15 protein-coding genes are annotated in these 16,592 nt (G+C 38.9%); 4 read left to right on the plus strand and 11 right to left on the minus strand.

The window, feature by feature from the left end; all coding sequences use genetic code 11:
• Nucleotides 1–3: 3 nt before the first annotated feature.
• The 10 genes from A5N88_RS22555 to A5N88_RS22595 all read right to left on the minus strand — a co-directional run bounded on the left by A5N88_RS22555 (nt 4) and on the right by A5N88_RS22595 (nt 9,583).
• Nucleotides 4–1,242 (minus strand): MFS transporter, encoded by a 1,239-nt coding sequence (locus tag A5N88_RS22555; RefSeq protein ID WP_066270970.1) that lies wholly within the window; start codon nt 1,240–1,242, stop codon nt 4–6.
• Nucleotides 1,243–1,756: 514 nt separating this feature from the next.
• Complete coding sequence (locus A5N88_RS22560; protein ID WP_066270977.1) at nt 1,757–2,527, minus strand: ABC transporter permease; 771 nt, start codon at nt 2,525–2,527, stop codon at nt 1,757–1,759.
• Entirely contained in the window at nt 2,520–3,290 is a 771-nt protein-coding gene (locus tag A5N88_RS22565; protein ID WP_066270979.1) for an ABC transporter ATP-binding protein, read from the minus strand. The genes A5N88_RS22560 and A5N88_RS22565 overlap by 8 nt, the downstream gene beginning before the upstream one ends.
• A gap of 106 nt (nt 3,291–3,396) precedes the next feature.
• The gene (locus A5N88_RS22570) at nt 3,397–3,735 is read right to left on the minus strand and encodes a DUF1048 domain-containing protein (RefSeq protein ID WP_066270984.1); all 339 of its coding nucleotides are present in this window, start codon (nt 3,733–3,735) and stop codon (nt 3,397–3,399) included.
• 19 nt (nt 3,736–3,754) lie between these two features.
• Complete coding sequence (locus A5N88_RS22575) at nt 3,755–4,075, minus strand: PadR family transcriptional regulator (RefSeq protein WP_066270986.1); 321 nt, start codon at nt 4,073–4,075, stop codon at nt 3,755–3,757.
• A 285-nt stretch (nt 4,076–4,360) separates the two neighbouring features.
• A complete protein-coding gene (locus tag A5N88_RS26235; RefSeq protein WP_260525578.1) occupies nt 4,361–4,483 on the minus strand; it encodes a hypothetical protein in 123 nt (40 codons plus the stop codon).
• A gap of 245 nt (nt 4,484–4,728) precedes the next feature.
• A complete protein-coding gene (locus tag A5N88_RS22580) occupies nt 4,729–6,042 on the minus strand; it encodes an Nramp family divalent metal transporter (protein WP_066270989.1) in 1,314 nt (437 codons plus the stop codon).
• 467 nt (nt 6,043–6,509) lie between these two features.
• Nucleotides 6,510–7,160, minus strand: a complete 651-nt coding sequence (locus tag A5N88_RS22585; RefSeq protein WP_066270991.1) for an HlyD family secretion protein — start codon at nt 7,158–7,160, stop codon at nt 6,510–6,512.
• A gap of 63 nt (nt 7,161–7,223) precedes the next feature.
• Complete coding sequence (locus A5N88_RS22590; protein ID WP_198160378.1) at nt 7,224–8,792, minus strand: DHA2 family efflux MFS transporter permease subunit; 1,569 nt, start codon at nt 8,790–8,792, stop codon at nt 7,224–7,226.
• Nucleotides 8,793–8,860: 68 nt separating this feature from the next.
• Entirely contained in the window at nt 8,861–9,583 is a 723-nt protein-coding gene (locus A5N88_RS22595) for a TetR/AcrR family transcriptional regulator (protein WP_083953350.1), read from the minus strand.
• Nucleotides 9,584–10,176: 593 nt separating this feature from the next.
• Here A5N88_RS22595 and A5N88_RS22600 point away from each other — a divergent pair.
• The 3 genes from A5N88_RS22600 to A5N88_RS22610 all read left to right on the plus strand — a co-directional run bounded on the left by A5N88_RS22600 (nt 10,177) and on the right by A5N88_RS22610 (nt 14,782).
• On the plus strand, nt 10,177–12,567 hold the full coding sequence (locus A5N88_RS22600) for a BC_2427 family protein (protein ID WP_066270995.1): 2,391 nt from the start codon (nt 10,177–10,179) through the stop codon (nt 12,565–12,567).
• Between the two features lie 154 nt (nt 12,568–12,721).
• The gene (locus tag A5N88_RS22605) at nt 12,722–13,480 is read left to right on the plus strand and encodes a CsxC family protein (RefSeq protein WP_066270996.1); all 759 of its coding nucleotides are present in this window, start codon (nt 12,722–12,724) and stop codon (nt 13,478–13,480) included.
• 468 nt (nt 13,481–13,948) lie between these two features.
• Complete coding sequence (locus A5N88_RS22610; RefSeq protein WP_232317651.1) at nt 13,949–14,782, plus strand: CsxC family protein; 834 nt, start codon at nt 13,949–13,951, stop codon at nt 14,780–14,782.
• Nucleotides 14,783–15,102: 320 nt separating this feature from the next.
• Here the strand turns inward: A5N88_RS22610 and A5N88_RS22615 are convergent, their stop codons facing one another.
• Nucleotides 15,103–15,288 carry a hypothetical protein gene (locus tag A5N88_RS22615; RefSeq protein WP_066270998.1) on the minus strand — a complete coding sequence of 62 codons (186 nt, stop codon included), beginning with the start codon at nt 15,286–15,288 and terminating at the stop codon, nt 15,103–15,105.
• A 254-nt stretch (nt 15,289–15,542) separates the two neighbouring features.
• Here A5N88_RS22615 and A5N88_RS22620 point away from each other — a divergent pair, with 254 nt between their 5' ends.
• Entirely contained in the window at nt 15,543–16,304 is a 762-nt protein-coding gene (locus tag A5N88_RS22620) for a CsxC family protein (RefSeq protein WP_066271000.1), read from the plus strand.
• Nucleotides 16,305–16,592 lie beyond the last annotated feature (288 nt).

The following is a 16,592-nucleotide window of genomic DNA, read 5'->3' on the forward strand; positions in this document are numbered from 1 at the left end:
ATGTTAGTTCGCCTCTTTTCTTAAGTTTTTCATCCCCCCCGCTTTCTTCTTCCCTGTTTCCGGTAATAAGAAAGATCCTATAAAGAAGGTTAAACTTAAAGCACTTGCTACATATAATGCCGCTTTAAAACCTGAAGCATCAATAATTAACCCAATGATATAATAGGTGATGGATTCAAACAAATAAGCACACGACCAAAAGAACCCCATGATGACAGTTAATTTTGCCGGAGTCATATGGGGTAATTCCTGTGGAATGGTGACAAGAGCCGTCATCGGCAAAAACATAAGAAATCCTAAGAATGCAGCCATTACTAAGGCAACAGCGCCAGAACTCGTCATTACCATGACAAGCGCAGAAACACTCATTAATAATCCCGACCAGCGAAGCACCGGTAATCGTCTATCCACTTTTCTTACCACCCCTATTCCAACTGCTGATCCAAGAACCCCGGTCAGTGCCACAACGGTACTTAGTGTTTTAGGGTTGACGGCAGCACTATTGGAAATGGGAAAAATCGTTAAAATGACGATATAAAGTAAAAGCAACCCGCAATACGTAAAGGGAAGGATATAGTTAAATGACTCTTTCATTCCATCCTTGAATGTATAACGATGTTCATTTTCGATTGGTTTAGCAGATATAGAAGAATTCACTTCAAAATCCTCTCCAAATAGCAACCAAAGGATGAATAAGACCAGACTGCAGCCTGCAAAAAATAGGAGGCTGTTCTGCCAAGTAACAACAAGGCTAACGACCGGAGCAACAATCAACATAGCAATGATACTTCCAATATTGTAGGCAGCAGCATTGATTCCATTTATGGCAGCTCGGCGTTTCGCATCAAAATACCGTATGACCATCGGGCTAAAGTACACTACAAACAAGGCTCCTCCGAATCCCATTACAAAACGGGCAGCCACAAACATCCAAAACTCACTAACAAATGCTCCAATCCCTGTTCCGATTACAATTAAAGCGGAAGCAAGGGCAATGGCTTTTTTCGGCTGCAGTTTCACTAAAAACCATGCAGCCAATAAGTTTCCTATGATTTTCGCCACTGTAATGGCATTTGATATAAATGTAGCGGAAGCAAAGCTTTTTAAATGAAAATAAGCCATGATTTGAGGAGTTAAAGAAGTTCCCGCAATCCAGCTAACAGCAAAGAAGGCATAGGTAAAAAACATAACGGTTTCAATAAGATAAACCTTTACCCCTGATGTTTGCATCCTTTCGCTCATACTATTTGGCTCCCATCTAGTTTAATATTTTTGTATAAGGCCTGACTAAATGATTCTTTTAATAAAAGTTTTTTTACTGAATTAAACATTATTTTGTATTGAACACCCTTTTTCGAAAGCGTTATCATTTTAATCGTTTGTTCTCTTACCCTCCCTTCATGAGAAGACCTCTTACCCTCTTTCTTTTAATATGCATAATTCATGCCAAACATAAGTTTTTAAAACATTAATTTTTCACGTAACAAAATCTCTTTACCATGCTCAATGTCATACGTAAATAAAGAGACTTATTATACTGATTCTAATCAAAATAGTCTTAAAAATAAGTGGTAGACATGCAAAAGTTACCCTTCCGAATAAATGGAATTTTCCGTTTAATCGGAAGGGTAACATAAAAAATTCCAAAAAACGGAATGACCTAATTTATATAAAAGAAGCGAAGGACGTTGGCATACCAACGCCCTTCACGATTGCCCGTCGCACAAAAAGCCGCTTATAGCGGCTGTAATTTATCTTAATTCCCTAAGATACGTTTGCTATAGGCACGCATGGAAAGGAGATATGCAACAATAGTAATTCCCAAACACCATGCGAGGGCAATCCAGATATTGCTTCCGACCGATTGATTATTGAGTAGGGCACGGATCGTGTTGACAATCGCTGTCACGGGTTGATTTTCAGCAAAAATACGTACGGGTGTAGGCATAGAGGCAGTTGGGACAAAAGCAGAACTGACAAAGGGCAAGAAAATTAGAGGATAAGAGAAGGCTGACGCGCCGTCCACCGTCTTTGCAGAAAGTCCCGCAAGGACAGCCAACCAAGTCAATGCAAGAACAACGAATAAGAGAATTCCAACAACTGCTAGCCAATTAAGAATACCAGCAGATGAACGAAAGCCCATTACCAAAGCAACCAGCACAATCACCACACTTGAGATCGCATTAGAGACTAGCGAAGTCAAAATATGCCCCCAGAGTACAGCACTTTGTGAAATTGGCATAGAATGGAAGCGTTCAAAAATTCCTTTGGACACATCAATGAAAAGACGGTATGCGGTGTAGGCCACCCCGCTCGCAATCGACTGGAGCAAAATTCCTGGTAGCAGGTATTTTACGTAGGAAGCACTTGTTCCGGCATGGATAGCCCCACCAAACACATAGACAAACATAAGCATAAAGGCAATTGGCATCACAGTCACCGTGATAATCGTATCTACACTACGAAAAATATGCTTCATCGAGCGACTCGCCATGGTGGCAATATCTTGAAATACGTAATTAGTCATTATTTGTTTCCCCTTTCTCACCAGTCAAGTGCAAGTAGATTTCTTCGAGGGTTGGTTCTTTTTTAACGTATTCGACTTCTGCCTCAGGCAGCATTGCTTTCAGCTCAGCAAGAGGCGCATTAGCGATGAGATTCCCTTTGTGTAGCATTGCGATACGATCAGCCAGTGCTTCTGCTTCTTCTAAATATTGTGTTGTCAGGAAAATAGTCGCACCATTTTTATTAAGATCACGCACCAATTCCCAAACTTCAAGGCGGACTTTTGGGTCAAGCCCTGTGCTTGGTTCGTCAAGGAAAATCACAGCAGGCTCCCCGATAAAGCTCATGGCCAAATCCAAGCGACGCTTCATCCCGCCAGAATAAGTGGAAGCCTTACGGTCTGCTGCTTCTGTCAAGTCAAATTTCTCTAGCATTTCTTGAGCAATCCCTTTAGGCTGCGGAAGATGACGAAGCTTTGCCATCATGATGAGATTTTCACGGCCGGTCAGTATTTCATCAATAGCCGTAAATTGACCTGTGAGCGAGATTGATTTTCTCACATCATTCGGATTTTTTATCACATCAAAGCCATTGACAATCGCTGTCCCTGCAGTCATTTTTGATAAAGTGGCAAGTATTTTGATCGTGGTTGTTTTTCCTGCACCGTTTTCACCGAGGAGGGCGAAGATTTCACTTTGTTTTATTTCAAAGTCCACACCTTTCAGGACTTCCTTATCCTTGAAAGATTTGACAAGACCTTTGATTTCAATCATATTTTCAGTCATTTATCATACTCCTTTCTATCCTTTGAGACGTAGCATACTCGAACGATATTTTTGGGATTGAGTCTTAAAGCTCGGTGCTAAGAGAAAATTCACTAGGGTTTCCCCGTTAGCCGCGATCAATCGTATCATTTAACTTCGTGCGATATTTGTCCCTCCAAGTTATCGCATCCTCTACTAGATTGTCGCAAAATGTGGCCACGTCCACGCCCGTGAGGTCAGTGACTTTCTTACCTTCCGCTGCACCTTCCTCAAAGAGGTCGAGAATTCCGCCAAAGATACGGCTCATGTCCTTCCATTCGGTGATACCACCAGAGGTCCACATATATTTTTTGATAGCGTTGTAAGCGTTACTATACTCACTTGGGAGTGCCTTCGCACGCGCCTCCATTGCTTTCCATTCCCGCTTGTCATCCAGACTTTCGATAATTTTTTTAAAAATACTCATTTTCATTCTCCTTTTGATTTTATTTTGTTTTGAGTTCGTTAATTTTACTTGAGATGAAATTCCATTTTTTCCAAAAAACTTCAAGCTGTTCTTGACCTGCATCGTTGAGAGTGTAAAATTTTCTTGGCGGTCCCTTAGTGGATGGCTTTTTCTCGATGTCCACCAGATTATTTTTCTCAAGACGCATGGTAATCGTATAAACGGTGCCTTCAACTACATCAGTGAAGCCAAGTTCTCGCAGTTGTTGCGTGATTTCATAACCGTACGTTTCGCCACGGCTGATGATCTCAAGCACACAACCCTCAAGCACCCCTTTCAGCATTTCTGTAATATTTTCCAACTTTTTACCTCCATCTGTATTTCACTTATATTTTTTTTAGTACTCTGTAACACAGGTATTATGTGTGACAGATATTCAGTATTACTTACTACAAGTATATAGTAATACAGAATAGTACCACCTGTCAAGAATATAAATTCTCATCAAAAAAGCCCGTCATTACGGGCTTCATCCGGTGTTTTTATCAAATTTGACAGCTCACTTTAGTATGATTTTACAAAAAATGGGCTACAGGGCTCATTTTTGATTGGAATTTACTAAAAGTTGATCACTTTACCTGCGTCTTTAAAGTTTTCGTATAGAACAGGCTGAGTGGTCAACTTGATCATTGCCATATTCACTGCATTTTCGGGTAATATCAAGGATATTTGGCTCTTGATCAACTAGTGCTTGATTACGTGTGTCCATAAAAACTTCTGCTGTAGCCTTATTTGACGATAGATGTTCACCTTCCAGGCCACCAAACTAACTAGGAGTTTTGGGTGTTTTTCTTTTTTAAATAATCTCTACTTTATCATTTTCATTATTAAGGTGAACATCCATTCACAGTCCAAACTCCGGCTAAAATCTCCCCCAGCTAAAGGAGTATTTTTAACTATTCAAATGAAGCTCTACTGATAAAAGTTTCTCTTTAGCCATTTTTGATTCAATCCTTAGCCTGCAAAGGTTTGGTAAATGAGAACGATATTTAACATAAGAATGATACAAGCACACATGATGGATAAAACCGTTGTGCTCGTTTTATTGGTTAATACGCCCATAAGATCCTTTCGTCTTGTAAAGTAGATTAAGGCGATAATGGGCAGAGGAAGAACAATACTAAGGACAACTTGACTAATCACCAAAGTCTGGGTAGGATCTACTCCCAGCAGTACGATGATAAAAGTAGGCAGCATGGTAATGACTCTTCGAAGCCAAAGAGGGATGGTGAATCCTACAAACCCCTGCATGATAACCTGACCAGCCATGGTTCCCACAACAGAACTGGAAATTCCGGAAGCAAGCAGCGATATGAGAAATACACTTGCAGCAGCAGCTCCTAATAAAGGTGTTAATGTTTTATAAGCACTTGTAATATCGGCAATTTGAGTATGACCTGTAGTATTGAATACGGAAGCAGCCATATACATCATGGCAAGATTTATGAAACCTGCAAAAGACATGGCAATAATGATTTCCTTGGTGCTGAATTTATTAATTTTAACCGCTTCTATATTATTTCGTGGTACGACTCTATTTTGTGTAAGGCTGGAATGAAGATAAATGGCATGCGGCATGACCGTCGCTCCAATAACGCCTACGGCTAATAAGATACTGTCTTTATTTCCTATCCAAGGCACAATACTATGGTAAGCAATTTGTGAGATACTGGGTTTGGAAAGAAATGTCTCCACGATATAGCAGAGCCCAATCAGCAAGGCAAATGCAGCAATGAACTTCTCTAACGGTCTAAACCCCAGTTTATCAAGAGATAAAATCAAGTACGTTGCAATCCCTGTCAGGACCGTTGCATAAATCATTGGAATCCCAAATAATAAATGCAATCCGAGAGTGGCTCCTAAAAATTCAGCAATATCCGTTGCCATAGCGGCTACCTCAGAAAATATCCACATGACATATGTTAACCATTTTGGAAGATGATCCCGGCATAACTCGGGCAGGTTTTTCCCAGTAGCAATCCCCAGTTTAGCTGACATGTTTTGAAGCAGAAGTGCCATTAAATTAGCCAATACAACCACCCACAACATCTTATAACCGAATTGAGAACCACTCTGAATATTCGTTGCGAAATTGCCTGGATCGATATACGCAATAGAGGCAATAAATGCAGGCCCCAAAAATGGCAAAATGGCCTTAATTCCTTTCCTTTCCCCTAAAATGGCTTCCCTGGCAGCTGTAACCGTTTTGCTTTCGCCTTCCAAGGACGGGGATTCCCTCCTTATTTCTCCTAAATCTAACCCGCTCATTGTGATTCCTCCCCCTTTTAGATACCAACAAATTTGTTTCCTTAAACCAAAAAAATAGGTAAACAAAACCTACGGAATTTTTATTTTCAGAAAAAACAGCATTAATATTATTATCATTTTACCTTACGCAACTTTTTAAGTCCAGTGTAAAAAAATAAGGACGGACAAAAATTTATAGTCCAATGAAATTAACGAAGAGGATTTAATGCTGACTTTTAATCAAAAAATACTGTATCAAGCCTATCTATTTGGCAGTGAATGACACAAATTAAGTACTCTCATTGTAACTGCCCATTTCCTGAGTAAATTCTTATTTCTGTGATTAACATTGTATGAACATGATCCTCTTATGGATACATCACACATTTTGGAAATGCTCTATGTATAACAGTATTTTGCAAAAGAAAAAGACCACAAACAATTTCGTGGTCTTGAACAAAAAATATCCTTTTAAAACTGAACACTCCTTATTTATGGATCCGAACCGTTACGTTCATACCAGGTGCCAGCCCTCCTGGAATATTATTCAATTCAATAATAACAGGGATCACTTGAGTCACCTTTGTAAAGTTGGCATTTGTACTGGATGATGGCAGTAAAGAGAACGTTGAAGCTGTCGCAAGCCCAATGGATTCAACTTTACCTGAGACTGTCGTACCTGGGAATGCATCGACATAAACGTCTACAGTATTTCCCACTTTGACATCCTGAATATCCGTTTCATCTATGTTCGCCGTCACGTTTAGTTTGCTCATGTCATAGGCATAAGCAAGTGGTGAACCCGGTGCAACATACTCATTTGCGGTCGCATCATTTTGTACAATGGTTCCATCTTGTGGTATAGAGATTGGAACATTTACTGTTTTATTTCCATTCGTTTCTTGGACTTGCCCTACTTCATCTCCAGTTTTAAAATTGGAACCGGCTGTTCCATTCCATGAAACGACCTTACCTGCTGCTGGAGCTGCAATGGTGATTTCCTGTCCAGTGACTTGAGCATCATCTGTCTTTAAATAGGTCGAGGATTGATTATAAAAATAATAAATAGCAAATCCCAAAATCACCACAATCAAGACCACTACAACATTAAAAAGGATAAATCGTTTAGAATTTTCCATAGGATGTACCCCTCCTTTTAGTTTTAATGGAGTGCAAACTCATTGCTGCATTAGAATGGACGGCTACGCATTACTATTGAGCTTACTTGATTCTTGGCTGCGATTTTTCCGATAAAAGAAAACCAAAATGATTCCACACACCGTTAAAATCGCTGCAACCATGAAAGAATCATTCATCCCCTTTACAATGGACCTCTGCTGAATCAATCCATTCATCAAGGATAATGCAGTCAATTTTGCTTGCGAAAGCGACATACCATGAGCCTGCATGATTTGTTGTAGATTCATTAAGAAATGACCGGACTGTGAGGTCGGCGTTACCTGCCAGGATAAGTGAGCAGCCTCGATTTTTGACTGAGTGGTCATATTAGTCGTAAGAAGGGCAGTTCCGAGCGAAGCCGCAACCTGCCGAATGGTATTATTCATAGCGGTGGCCTGGCTGGTCAATTCAAAGGGAATCGAATTCATACCTGCTGTCATAAGAGGCATCATAGCCATCGAAATCCCTGCATTACGAAGAATATAAAGCCATTGGATGGAAGCAGAGCTTGTATTCATCCCCAGATTTGTAAATCCCAAAGTAGCGATTGTCACAATAATCAATCCGGTGACACCTAAAGGCTTTGGTCCAATACGATCAAATAGCCGGCCGCTGATTGGCATAATAACGGCTGAGGCCAATGCAGCAGGTGTCATAAAAAGGCCCGTACGCACAGCGCTAAAACCTCGGATGTTTTGAAGATACAATGGTAGGAAAAAAATGCCCACAAACATTGACACACTAACGATTGAAATCAGGATAAGACTAATGTTAAACTGATAGTTTTTAAAAACCTTCAATTGAATCATTGGATGCTTCACTTTCAGCTCGACAATGACCAGAATGATTAAACTTAGTACGCCGACTAAAAGAAAAGATTCCACTCTTGTTGAACCCCATCCATTGGTAGACACTTCGTTAAACCCATATAATAAACTCCCAAATCCTATGACCGAAAAGAAAAAGCCCAGGATGTCAAACTTTCCTTTCACTTTATGGGGAAACTCATGCATCATCAGCACACCGAGTATCACTGCAACTATCCCAATGGGTACATTTAGATAGAAAATGTAACGCCATGACCAATACTCCACCAAATAGCCGCTTAGTGCCGGTCCAAACGCCGGCGCCGCCATCATCGCGATCCCAAAAATCCCCATGACCGTGCCCCGGCGCTCTGGCGGATAAATACGAAAGATCATCGCCATGGCTACTGGCTGCATTAAGGCTCCACCAAGCGCTTGAATAATACGGAATGTTATGATGGAATCAAGGTTCCATGAAAGCCCGCATAGGGCAGATCCAATCGTGAAGGTGGTTAAAGCAAACAAAAAAAGTTTTTTTGCTCCAAATTTATCCGTTAACCACCCAGAAATGGGAATTAGCGCCCCCAGAACGAGCATATATCCCGTAACAACCCACTGGATTTGATCTGTATTGGCGTTCAATGCCGTCTCCATTTTAGGGATGGCCACATTGACGACACTGGTGTCTAAAATTGCCATAAAGACTCCTAAAATAATAATCGTCATTTGAATACCCGGAGACTTAATACGCTCAATTTCATACATGGAGCCTTTGGGCTGATCCATATCCATCACCTCCAATACCCTGATTGAGTACTTACTCAATACAATATATAGAGTATCCTCTGCTTTTATTACTTCTGTGGAGCAAAGCCTTTTTCAGTCCCCACACCATTCAGAAAGATATCAATCATTTGGCGTATAGCTCCATCATCATCCTCTGATCCCTGAAGGTCAGAACACATTTCTTTCATCATCGTATGGACAAAGATCATTCCAAGAAATACTTTCATTGCTGCAAAGCTATCCACTTTACGAAACGTACCGTTTTCAACCTCTGAATTGAAAACCCTTTGCGTTGCCTCTACAACACCAGGGAAAATTTTATCTCGAATGGATGTAAATAATTCAGGATGAAACATCGTTTCAGCAAAAACCGTCTTTACCAGACAGCGATGTTCTTCAATAAGGTTTACACGGTCCACGGCGAGTTTCGTTAACCCCTCTTCTACAGGTGTCTCAGGGCGGGAGGACAGAAAGGACTCGATCCCTTTTAGGATAAACGGACGAGAAACAAAAAGAAAAAAAGGCATCATGATGGATTGGAGCAAATCATTCTTCGTCTTAAAGTAGTTAAAAATGGTTCCTTCTGAAACCCCTGCTTCTTTGGCAATTTCGCTCGTTCGTCCAGCAGCAAATCCCTTCTCAGAGAAAACCCGAATGGCTGCCTCAATAATTTCCCAATGTTTTTTACTATAGTTTTTTTCAAATCCAAGTTCCTTTTTTATGTCCGATAAAGATGATTGTATGTTTTGAAAGTCAACGTTAGAAAACAGACCTTCTTCACCCTTTCCCATGTGTAAGCTCTCCCTTCATCCTAAAATATCGTGTCCAGCCTGTGATTTTCAGCTGGCTATATAAAATGGGATATTATCCTTATCCTATGATAGAAATGATGTACTTATTAAAATAGAATGCTACTAGATTGCACAAAATAAATATTAATCACCCAATATATTTCTATGATTGATGAGAATTTAAGTAAGCTTTCGTAGACAAAGAGAGGCCTATTTTAAGAGCCCACTATTCAAAAAAAAGGAAATAATTAAGAAGCCCCATCCTTTTTACAGCTTGCTTTATTTTTTGCATAACCATGCGGCCACAGGTTCGTTTTAATGCTTTCTATATAAGAGGTAAACAATGTGAATCATGACATGCAAACAAATCCCGATTAAACAATCTAAACGGAAATTCAATCATATAGGGCTTAATTATGGTTTTTATACATTGTATTGTTTCTAGAAACAAACCGGCTACATACCTCCAGTTACCGCATATCTCGTATGTTTCACAAGAGAACTACTCTCATTATCCGGAATTATTCAGGGGCAAAATTTTAAATAAAGCATAAATAAATATAATGACGATTGTTTGGATTGGGGGTGAAACAATGAAGACTCCATGGATTAATCATAGTAAGATGAAGGAAATGAGTTCTAAGCAGACGCTTGTATACAAATCAGACTCAAAAGGTAAGAATTCGATTTGTGGAAATAAAAAGCGCAACCAATCAGGCAATGATGATAGAGAATTTAATACTGCGCCAAGATATATGAATATAGATGAGGAAAAGATTCAACAGAAATATGCTGATGTAAAAGACTCGTCCAAATTACACCAACAAAAACCTACCGACTTTATCCGTGATCTTCATGATTTATTGGATGGTAAAGATTCAAAACATGTTTCCCACATAGAGGAGCCTACTGAAACGGATCATGTTTTCAAATCAGCGGATTCCGGTGATTGCAAGCAAGCTTTTAAAGCTATATCTTCAGATAAACCAAATGATACAGCTCAAACAAATACTGTTTTTAAATCTGATCCAGATGAAATGCATGATCTTTTAGAGAAAGAAGCGTTGGAGGGTACCGACCCTGCTGATGTACAGAGTGATACACATCAAACAGATGTTGTTTTTGAACATCTGCATCCTTCTGAACCCGATTTTATGGATGAAGTGAAAGTTCTCATTAATATAGAAGAGATGGAGGTTCCCGACTCTACAGATGGACCGAATGATCCTACTCTAACAGCGATGGTTCCTGAACGTCTGCATCCTCCTGAACCTGAATTTATGGACGAAGTGAAAGTTCTCCTTGATAAAGAAGAGATGGAGGCTCCCGACTCTGCAGATGGACTGAATAATACCCCTCTAACAGAGGTGGTTCCTGAACGTCTGCATCCTCCTGAACCTATATTTATAGAGGAAGCGAATAATCTTCTTGATAAAGAAGAGGTAGAGGCTCCCGACTCTGCAGGTGGACTGAATAATACCCCTCTAACAGAGGTGGTTCCTGAACTGCTGCATCCTCCTGAACCTATATTTATAGAGGAAGCGAATAATCTTCTTGATAAAGAAGAGATGGAGGCTCCCGACTCTACAGATGTACCATATGAGCCCACTCTAACAGAAATGATTCCTGAACATCTGCATCCTCCTGAACCTGAATTTATGGATGAAGAGAAAGTTCTCATTGATATAGAAGAAGTGCATGGAATTTACCCAGCTGAGGAAATGGATCCTACATTTGAAGCAAATGCTACTTTTGAACCTCTGGAACCATCTGCATCGGAGGATGAAATGGAGATTCTCCTTTATATAGAAGAAATAGATGAAACCTACCCTGAAGAAGATCGGGATAGTGTAGACTATCTAAGTTATCCTGCTCTCACCCATTCTGCATCTAATGGTGAGGATAAAATGGAGGATCTCCTTGAAACAGAAGAAGTGAAAGAAGCCAACAACTCTCCAGGGGAACAAGATAATACTTCCTATTTACATTATCCTGTTCACACTTATTCTGAATCTGATACCGATGAAGAATTGTATGATCTCTGTGCGACATTAGAAGTGGATGAAACCTACTCTATAGAGGAGCTGGATCTTGTAACTAATAGAAATTCTGACCCTGAACGGTTTCGTTCATCTGAATGCGATCTTGAGGATGAAATGATGAGTGATCAAGAAATCGAAGAGGAACATAGCTCCAATTACGATGGTATGAGTGAGTTTCACAAGACTGGACAGGGAAAGGTATGTTTTATAACGAAGAAAAGCCCATTCTCTATTCATGTAGAAATTGATGATTTTCTTCATGCTCCTATTTGTGGCGAAAAGCTTCAAAATACATTTGAATTTTTTCACCTTGATTATAAACACCCCTCACAATATGAAACAAAACTTATTAATACCACAACTGATTATCCTGAACAGCCTGATTGTCATCTGGTTCGCTCTAACATACATGAAATGATATTTTTAACGGATCTCTCTACTTATGAAAATAAAAAGAATCAACATTATAAATCAATTGTCGTTCCGCTACACGATTTATCATTAAAGGAAACAAAAGAAACCACTACTAACTCTTATGCCTCTCCTGATATAATCCATATAAAAGTTCCTGTCGTTGTTGGGGAATACAAAATAGAAGCCTGCCTTGAGGAAAATCTTGTATTTGAAGAAGGAATTCTAGGGGTTAACGAAATATCCAAAGAGGTCATACTGACCCACTGTAAATTTGCACCAACCCAATTTACTCAATCCTTAGGTAATGGGACGTGTACAGCATCAAAAGGTAATTTATTTATAGAAGGCACTATACATCAAAATATAGAGTATACTGCTTTTCACAATAACATTCCAGGTTTAAAACAAAAAAAATCAGGAACTCATTCAAATCAATTGTGTCAAAAAATAGTATTAGAATTAATCATCCATTTATTACAAGTTCAAAAAGTTCGAGTCCGTTATGATGGTAAAGACCCGAGCAGATAACGGAACGTATTTACAGCTCAAAAAAACCTCTCTATTTTCTATAAATGTGCCAATGACTATTATATAAGTCCATTCCGTGAAGTGAGTGCTGCATATTCTATCAATACGGAGAGTGTAAAAACCTCTGAAAACTGAATGAAAAGAGGGAATTTTTTTGAGCTTTCAACCAAACCAACCAGGCCCTTGTCCGGTAACATCAACACAACAAGGAAATTTAACGAATCTTGGTACTACACTCAATACGACAGCCGTTACCACTCCAACGATTAAAGTTCCAGTTGTTCTTGCAGAACCGACTCTTGAAATTAATGTAGAGGCAGATATTACTCTTAGCCCTGCAGCTACTGAAATTAAGCGCGTGAAAAAAAATGTATTCCTAAATCAAGTTAAGCTCATACCTACTGGCTTTGCTCGTATTGCTACCACCAGTGATTATTTCCGGGTAACAACAGCTAAATTATTTGTAGCGGGACATATTCGTAAAAATATAGAATATGCTACAGCTTCATGTAATGCACCACTTCAAGATCAAATTGCCGATGTTCCATTTACTGGTGCTACAACACTTACTTTTGCAGCTGGAGCTGCTGCTCCAATTATCGGTATTTCTGAAATGGCTGAATCGAACTTCCTTAATGACACAACTCAAATGGATGCTCGCTTAGATAAATATTTCTTCCAAAATCTTGTCAAATACAATGAACAGCCATATGGCGAGTTAGTAGCTGCAAACTTCTTTGAACTTGATTTTTCTCCAACTTTAACAGACCCTGAAGCCGCTTTTAGCACTTTGCGTGAAAAAATCGTCCTCGACCTTACTGTTAAAGTAATCCAAGTTCAACAGCTTCAAATTCCGACTGCGAATGTAGTAACTCCTATACTAACTGGACTTACACCTCCAGTAAGCCCTTGATGATAAAGGGAAGGCTCTGTGTCAAATCACAGAGCCTTTTTTTATAAGAAACAACTCTTTCCTTATAGAATCTTGTCCCCTTGTTATTCAAGAACAATCGATCATTTTAGAATTTGCTTTCTCCAGTCAATGCCCCAGTACAGCATACACACACATAACCTAGTTTGATAAACATTTGTATTCACAGAAGCTCACTCGACTTCACGCATTACATACAATGGAAAGTAACTTCATAAAATTTTTAATGCAAAAAATAGTTTTAGAACCTAATATTCATTTACTCTAAATACAACATTTTCGCGTCCGTTATAATAGAAAAACACTTTAATCTTCAAAATAAATCTTCCCTTATCAGAAAATGAGAAAATGCCTATTATACAAAACTATACCTAAAATTTAATGCTGCATATTCTATCAATACGGAGAGTGTAAAAACCTCTGAAAACTAAATGAAAAGAGGGAATTTTTTTGAGCTTTCAACCAAACCAACCAGGCCCTTGTCCGGTAACATCAACACAACAAGGAAATTTAACGAATCTTGGTACTACACTCAATACGACAGCCGTTACCACTCCAACGATTAAAGTTCCAGTTGTTCTTGCAGAACCGACTCTTGAAATTAATGTAGAGGCAGATATTACTCTTAGCCCTGCAGCTACTGAAATTAAGCGCGTGAAAAAAAATGTATTCCTAAATCAAGTTAAGCTCATACCTACTGGCTTTGCTCGTATTGCTACCACCAGTGATTATTTCCGGGTAACAACAGCTAAATTATTTGTAGCGGGACATATTCGTAAAAATATAGAATATGCTACAGCTTCATGTAATGCACCACTTCAAGATCAAATTGCCGATGTTCCATTTACTGGTGCTACAACACTTACTTTTGCAGCTGGAGCTGTTGCTCCAATTATCGGTATTTCTGAAATGGCTGAATCGAACTTCCTTAATGACACAACTCAAATGGATGCTCGCTTAGATAAATATTTCTTCCAAAATCTTGTCAAATACAATGAACAGCCATATGGCGAGTTAGTAGCTGCAAACTTCTTTGAACTTGATTTTTCTCCAACTTTAACAGACCCTGAAGCCGCTTTTAGCACTTTGCGTGAAAAAATCGTCCTCGACCTTACTGTTAAAGTAATCCAAGTTCAACAGCTTCAAATTCCGACTGCGAATGTAGTAACTCCTGTTCTTACTGGACTTACTCCTCCAGTAAGTCCTCCTGCTCCTGGTATTGAAGAGGCTTCTGTGACTGACGAGACTCCTGTTTCGGAAGAAGCTCCTGATAGTTCTTGTTAACAATCTTTTTAATCTTGAGTTTTTAGAGAAATAAATGTATTACACCAACTATAGAAGCGCCAAACATTATCATCTGTAACAAAGTAAAAAGGAGTGGTTATCGAAAGGGTAACCACTCCTTTTTGCTTTAATCGCCTCAGCTTTAAATCCAAGTTTAGAGACATAAATAAAAAGTTTATTCATTCACTAATTTATGAAGGCTCATTTCGTAAACTTTGTTACTATTTTCGCTAAAAAAGTGAGTGAAACAAACGGTTCAAATTATTGAATGGTTTATGAGTGATGCCACGAAGACTGATAAAATACAAATTTATCCTTTTTTACTTACCCAGTAGTGCCATTACACCATTAAATATTAGGACAACGGAGAATAATACAATAGCTAAAAGGCCAATAACAGTAGTAATTGGCTCCAAACTTTTTAAGAAAGTACCAGCTAAAGGAACTTTTAATAAGGCAAAACCTGCTAATATACCAGCTAACATTAAAAGAATAAATCTATCCATTCTGTTTCCCTCCTTTCAGTCCATTTTATGTATAACTGAAAGGCAAGTTGAAACAAGGATATACCTTTATGAAAATTGTGTTTTTATCATACAAGTCGGAGTCAGTGATGATGGCAAAATCCCTAATACAGCTAAGCTTATTTATACACATAAATAAATCTTACCTTTTTTATAACCTTTAAAATTCATTCTGCATAGGCTATTGACATGGAGTGGTTAACAGCAAAATATCATAATGAAATGAGGTTATTTTTTTGAGTGATCAAACAACTAATCTAGACTCTTGCTCAGTAAAATCAACGGAACAAATACCATTAACGAATGTAAATACTACATTAAATACTGTAACAGTTACGCCAACGATTAAAGTTCCGGTTGTACTTGCAGAGCCTACAATTGAAATAAATGTGGAGGCGGATATTACGCTTTGTCCTCCAGCAACTGAGATCAAGAGAGTGAAAAAAAATGTATTTCTAAATCAAGTTAAACTAGTACCTACTGGCTTTGAGCGCATCGCTGCCAACAGTGACTACTTTAGGGTAACTTCAGCTAAATTATTTGTAGCAGGGCATATTCGCAAAAATCTAGAATATGCTTCAAATGCATGTAATGGAGCACTTCAAGATAAAATCGCCGATATTCCGTTTACTGGTACCACGGCTCTTACTTTTCCAACTACCAATAATGGTCCATTTCCGGTTATAGGTATTTCTGAGTCGGCTGAATCAAATTTCCTTAATGATCAAACTCAAATGGATGCTCGTTTGGATAAAGCTTTCTTCCAAAATCTCGTCAAATACAATGAACAGCCATATGGTGAGTTAGTAGCTGCAAACTTCTTTGAACTTGATTTTTCACCAAAGATGGCAGATCCTGAGGGCACATTTAGCACTGTGCGTGAAAAAATCGTCTTGGACCTTACTGTAAAAGTATTACAAGTTCAACAACTTCAAATTCCTACTGCTAGTGTAGTAACTCCTGTACTTACCGGACTGACTCCGCCAGTAAGTCCATAAAGATCGCGCATGTAGCCTTGCTAAATGCATAATGATACTAAACCAGTATAAATTGAAACTCCTAAATAGTCTGTAATCAAGAAAAGCATCTTGAACACAAAGGACATTCTGCAGTAGAAAACCGAATGGGAGGACGCTCAAGCGACTTCCCTCCTTACATATAGGGCATTGTGTTCATAACACAATGCCCTTTTACTTTATTAGGTAGATTTATTTTGATATCAAACACAACATTCACTTCATACTAAACTGATGATTCTCCAAGTATTGTAAGAATTACGTATTGGA

It is taken from the genome of Heyndrickxia acidicola (assembly GCF_001636425.1).
Lineage (GTDB): Bacteria > Bacillota > Bacilli > Bacillales > Bacillaceae_C > Bacillus_AE > Bacillus_AE acidicola.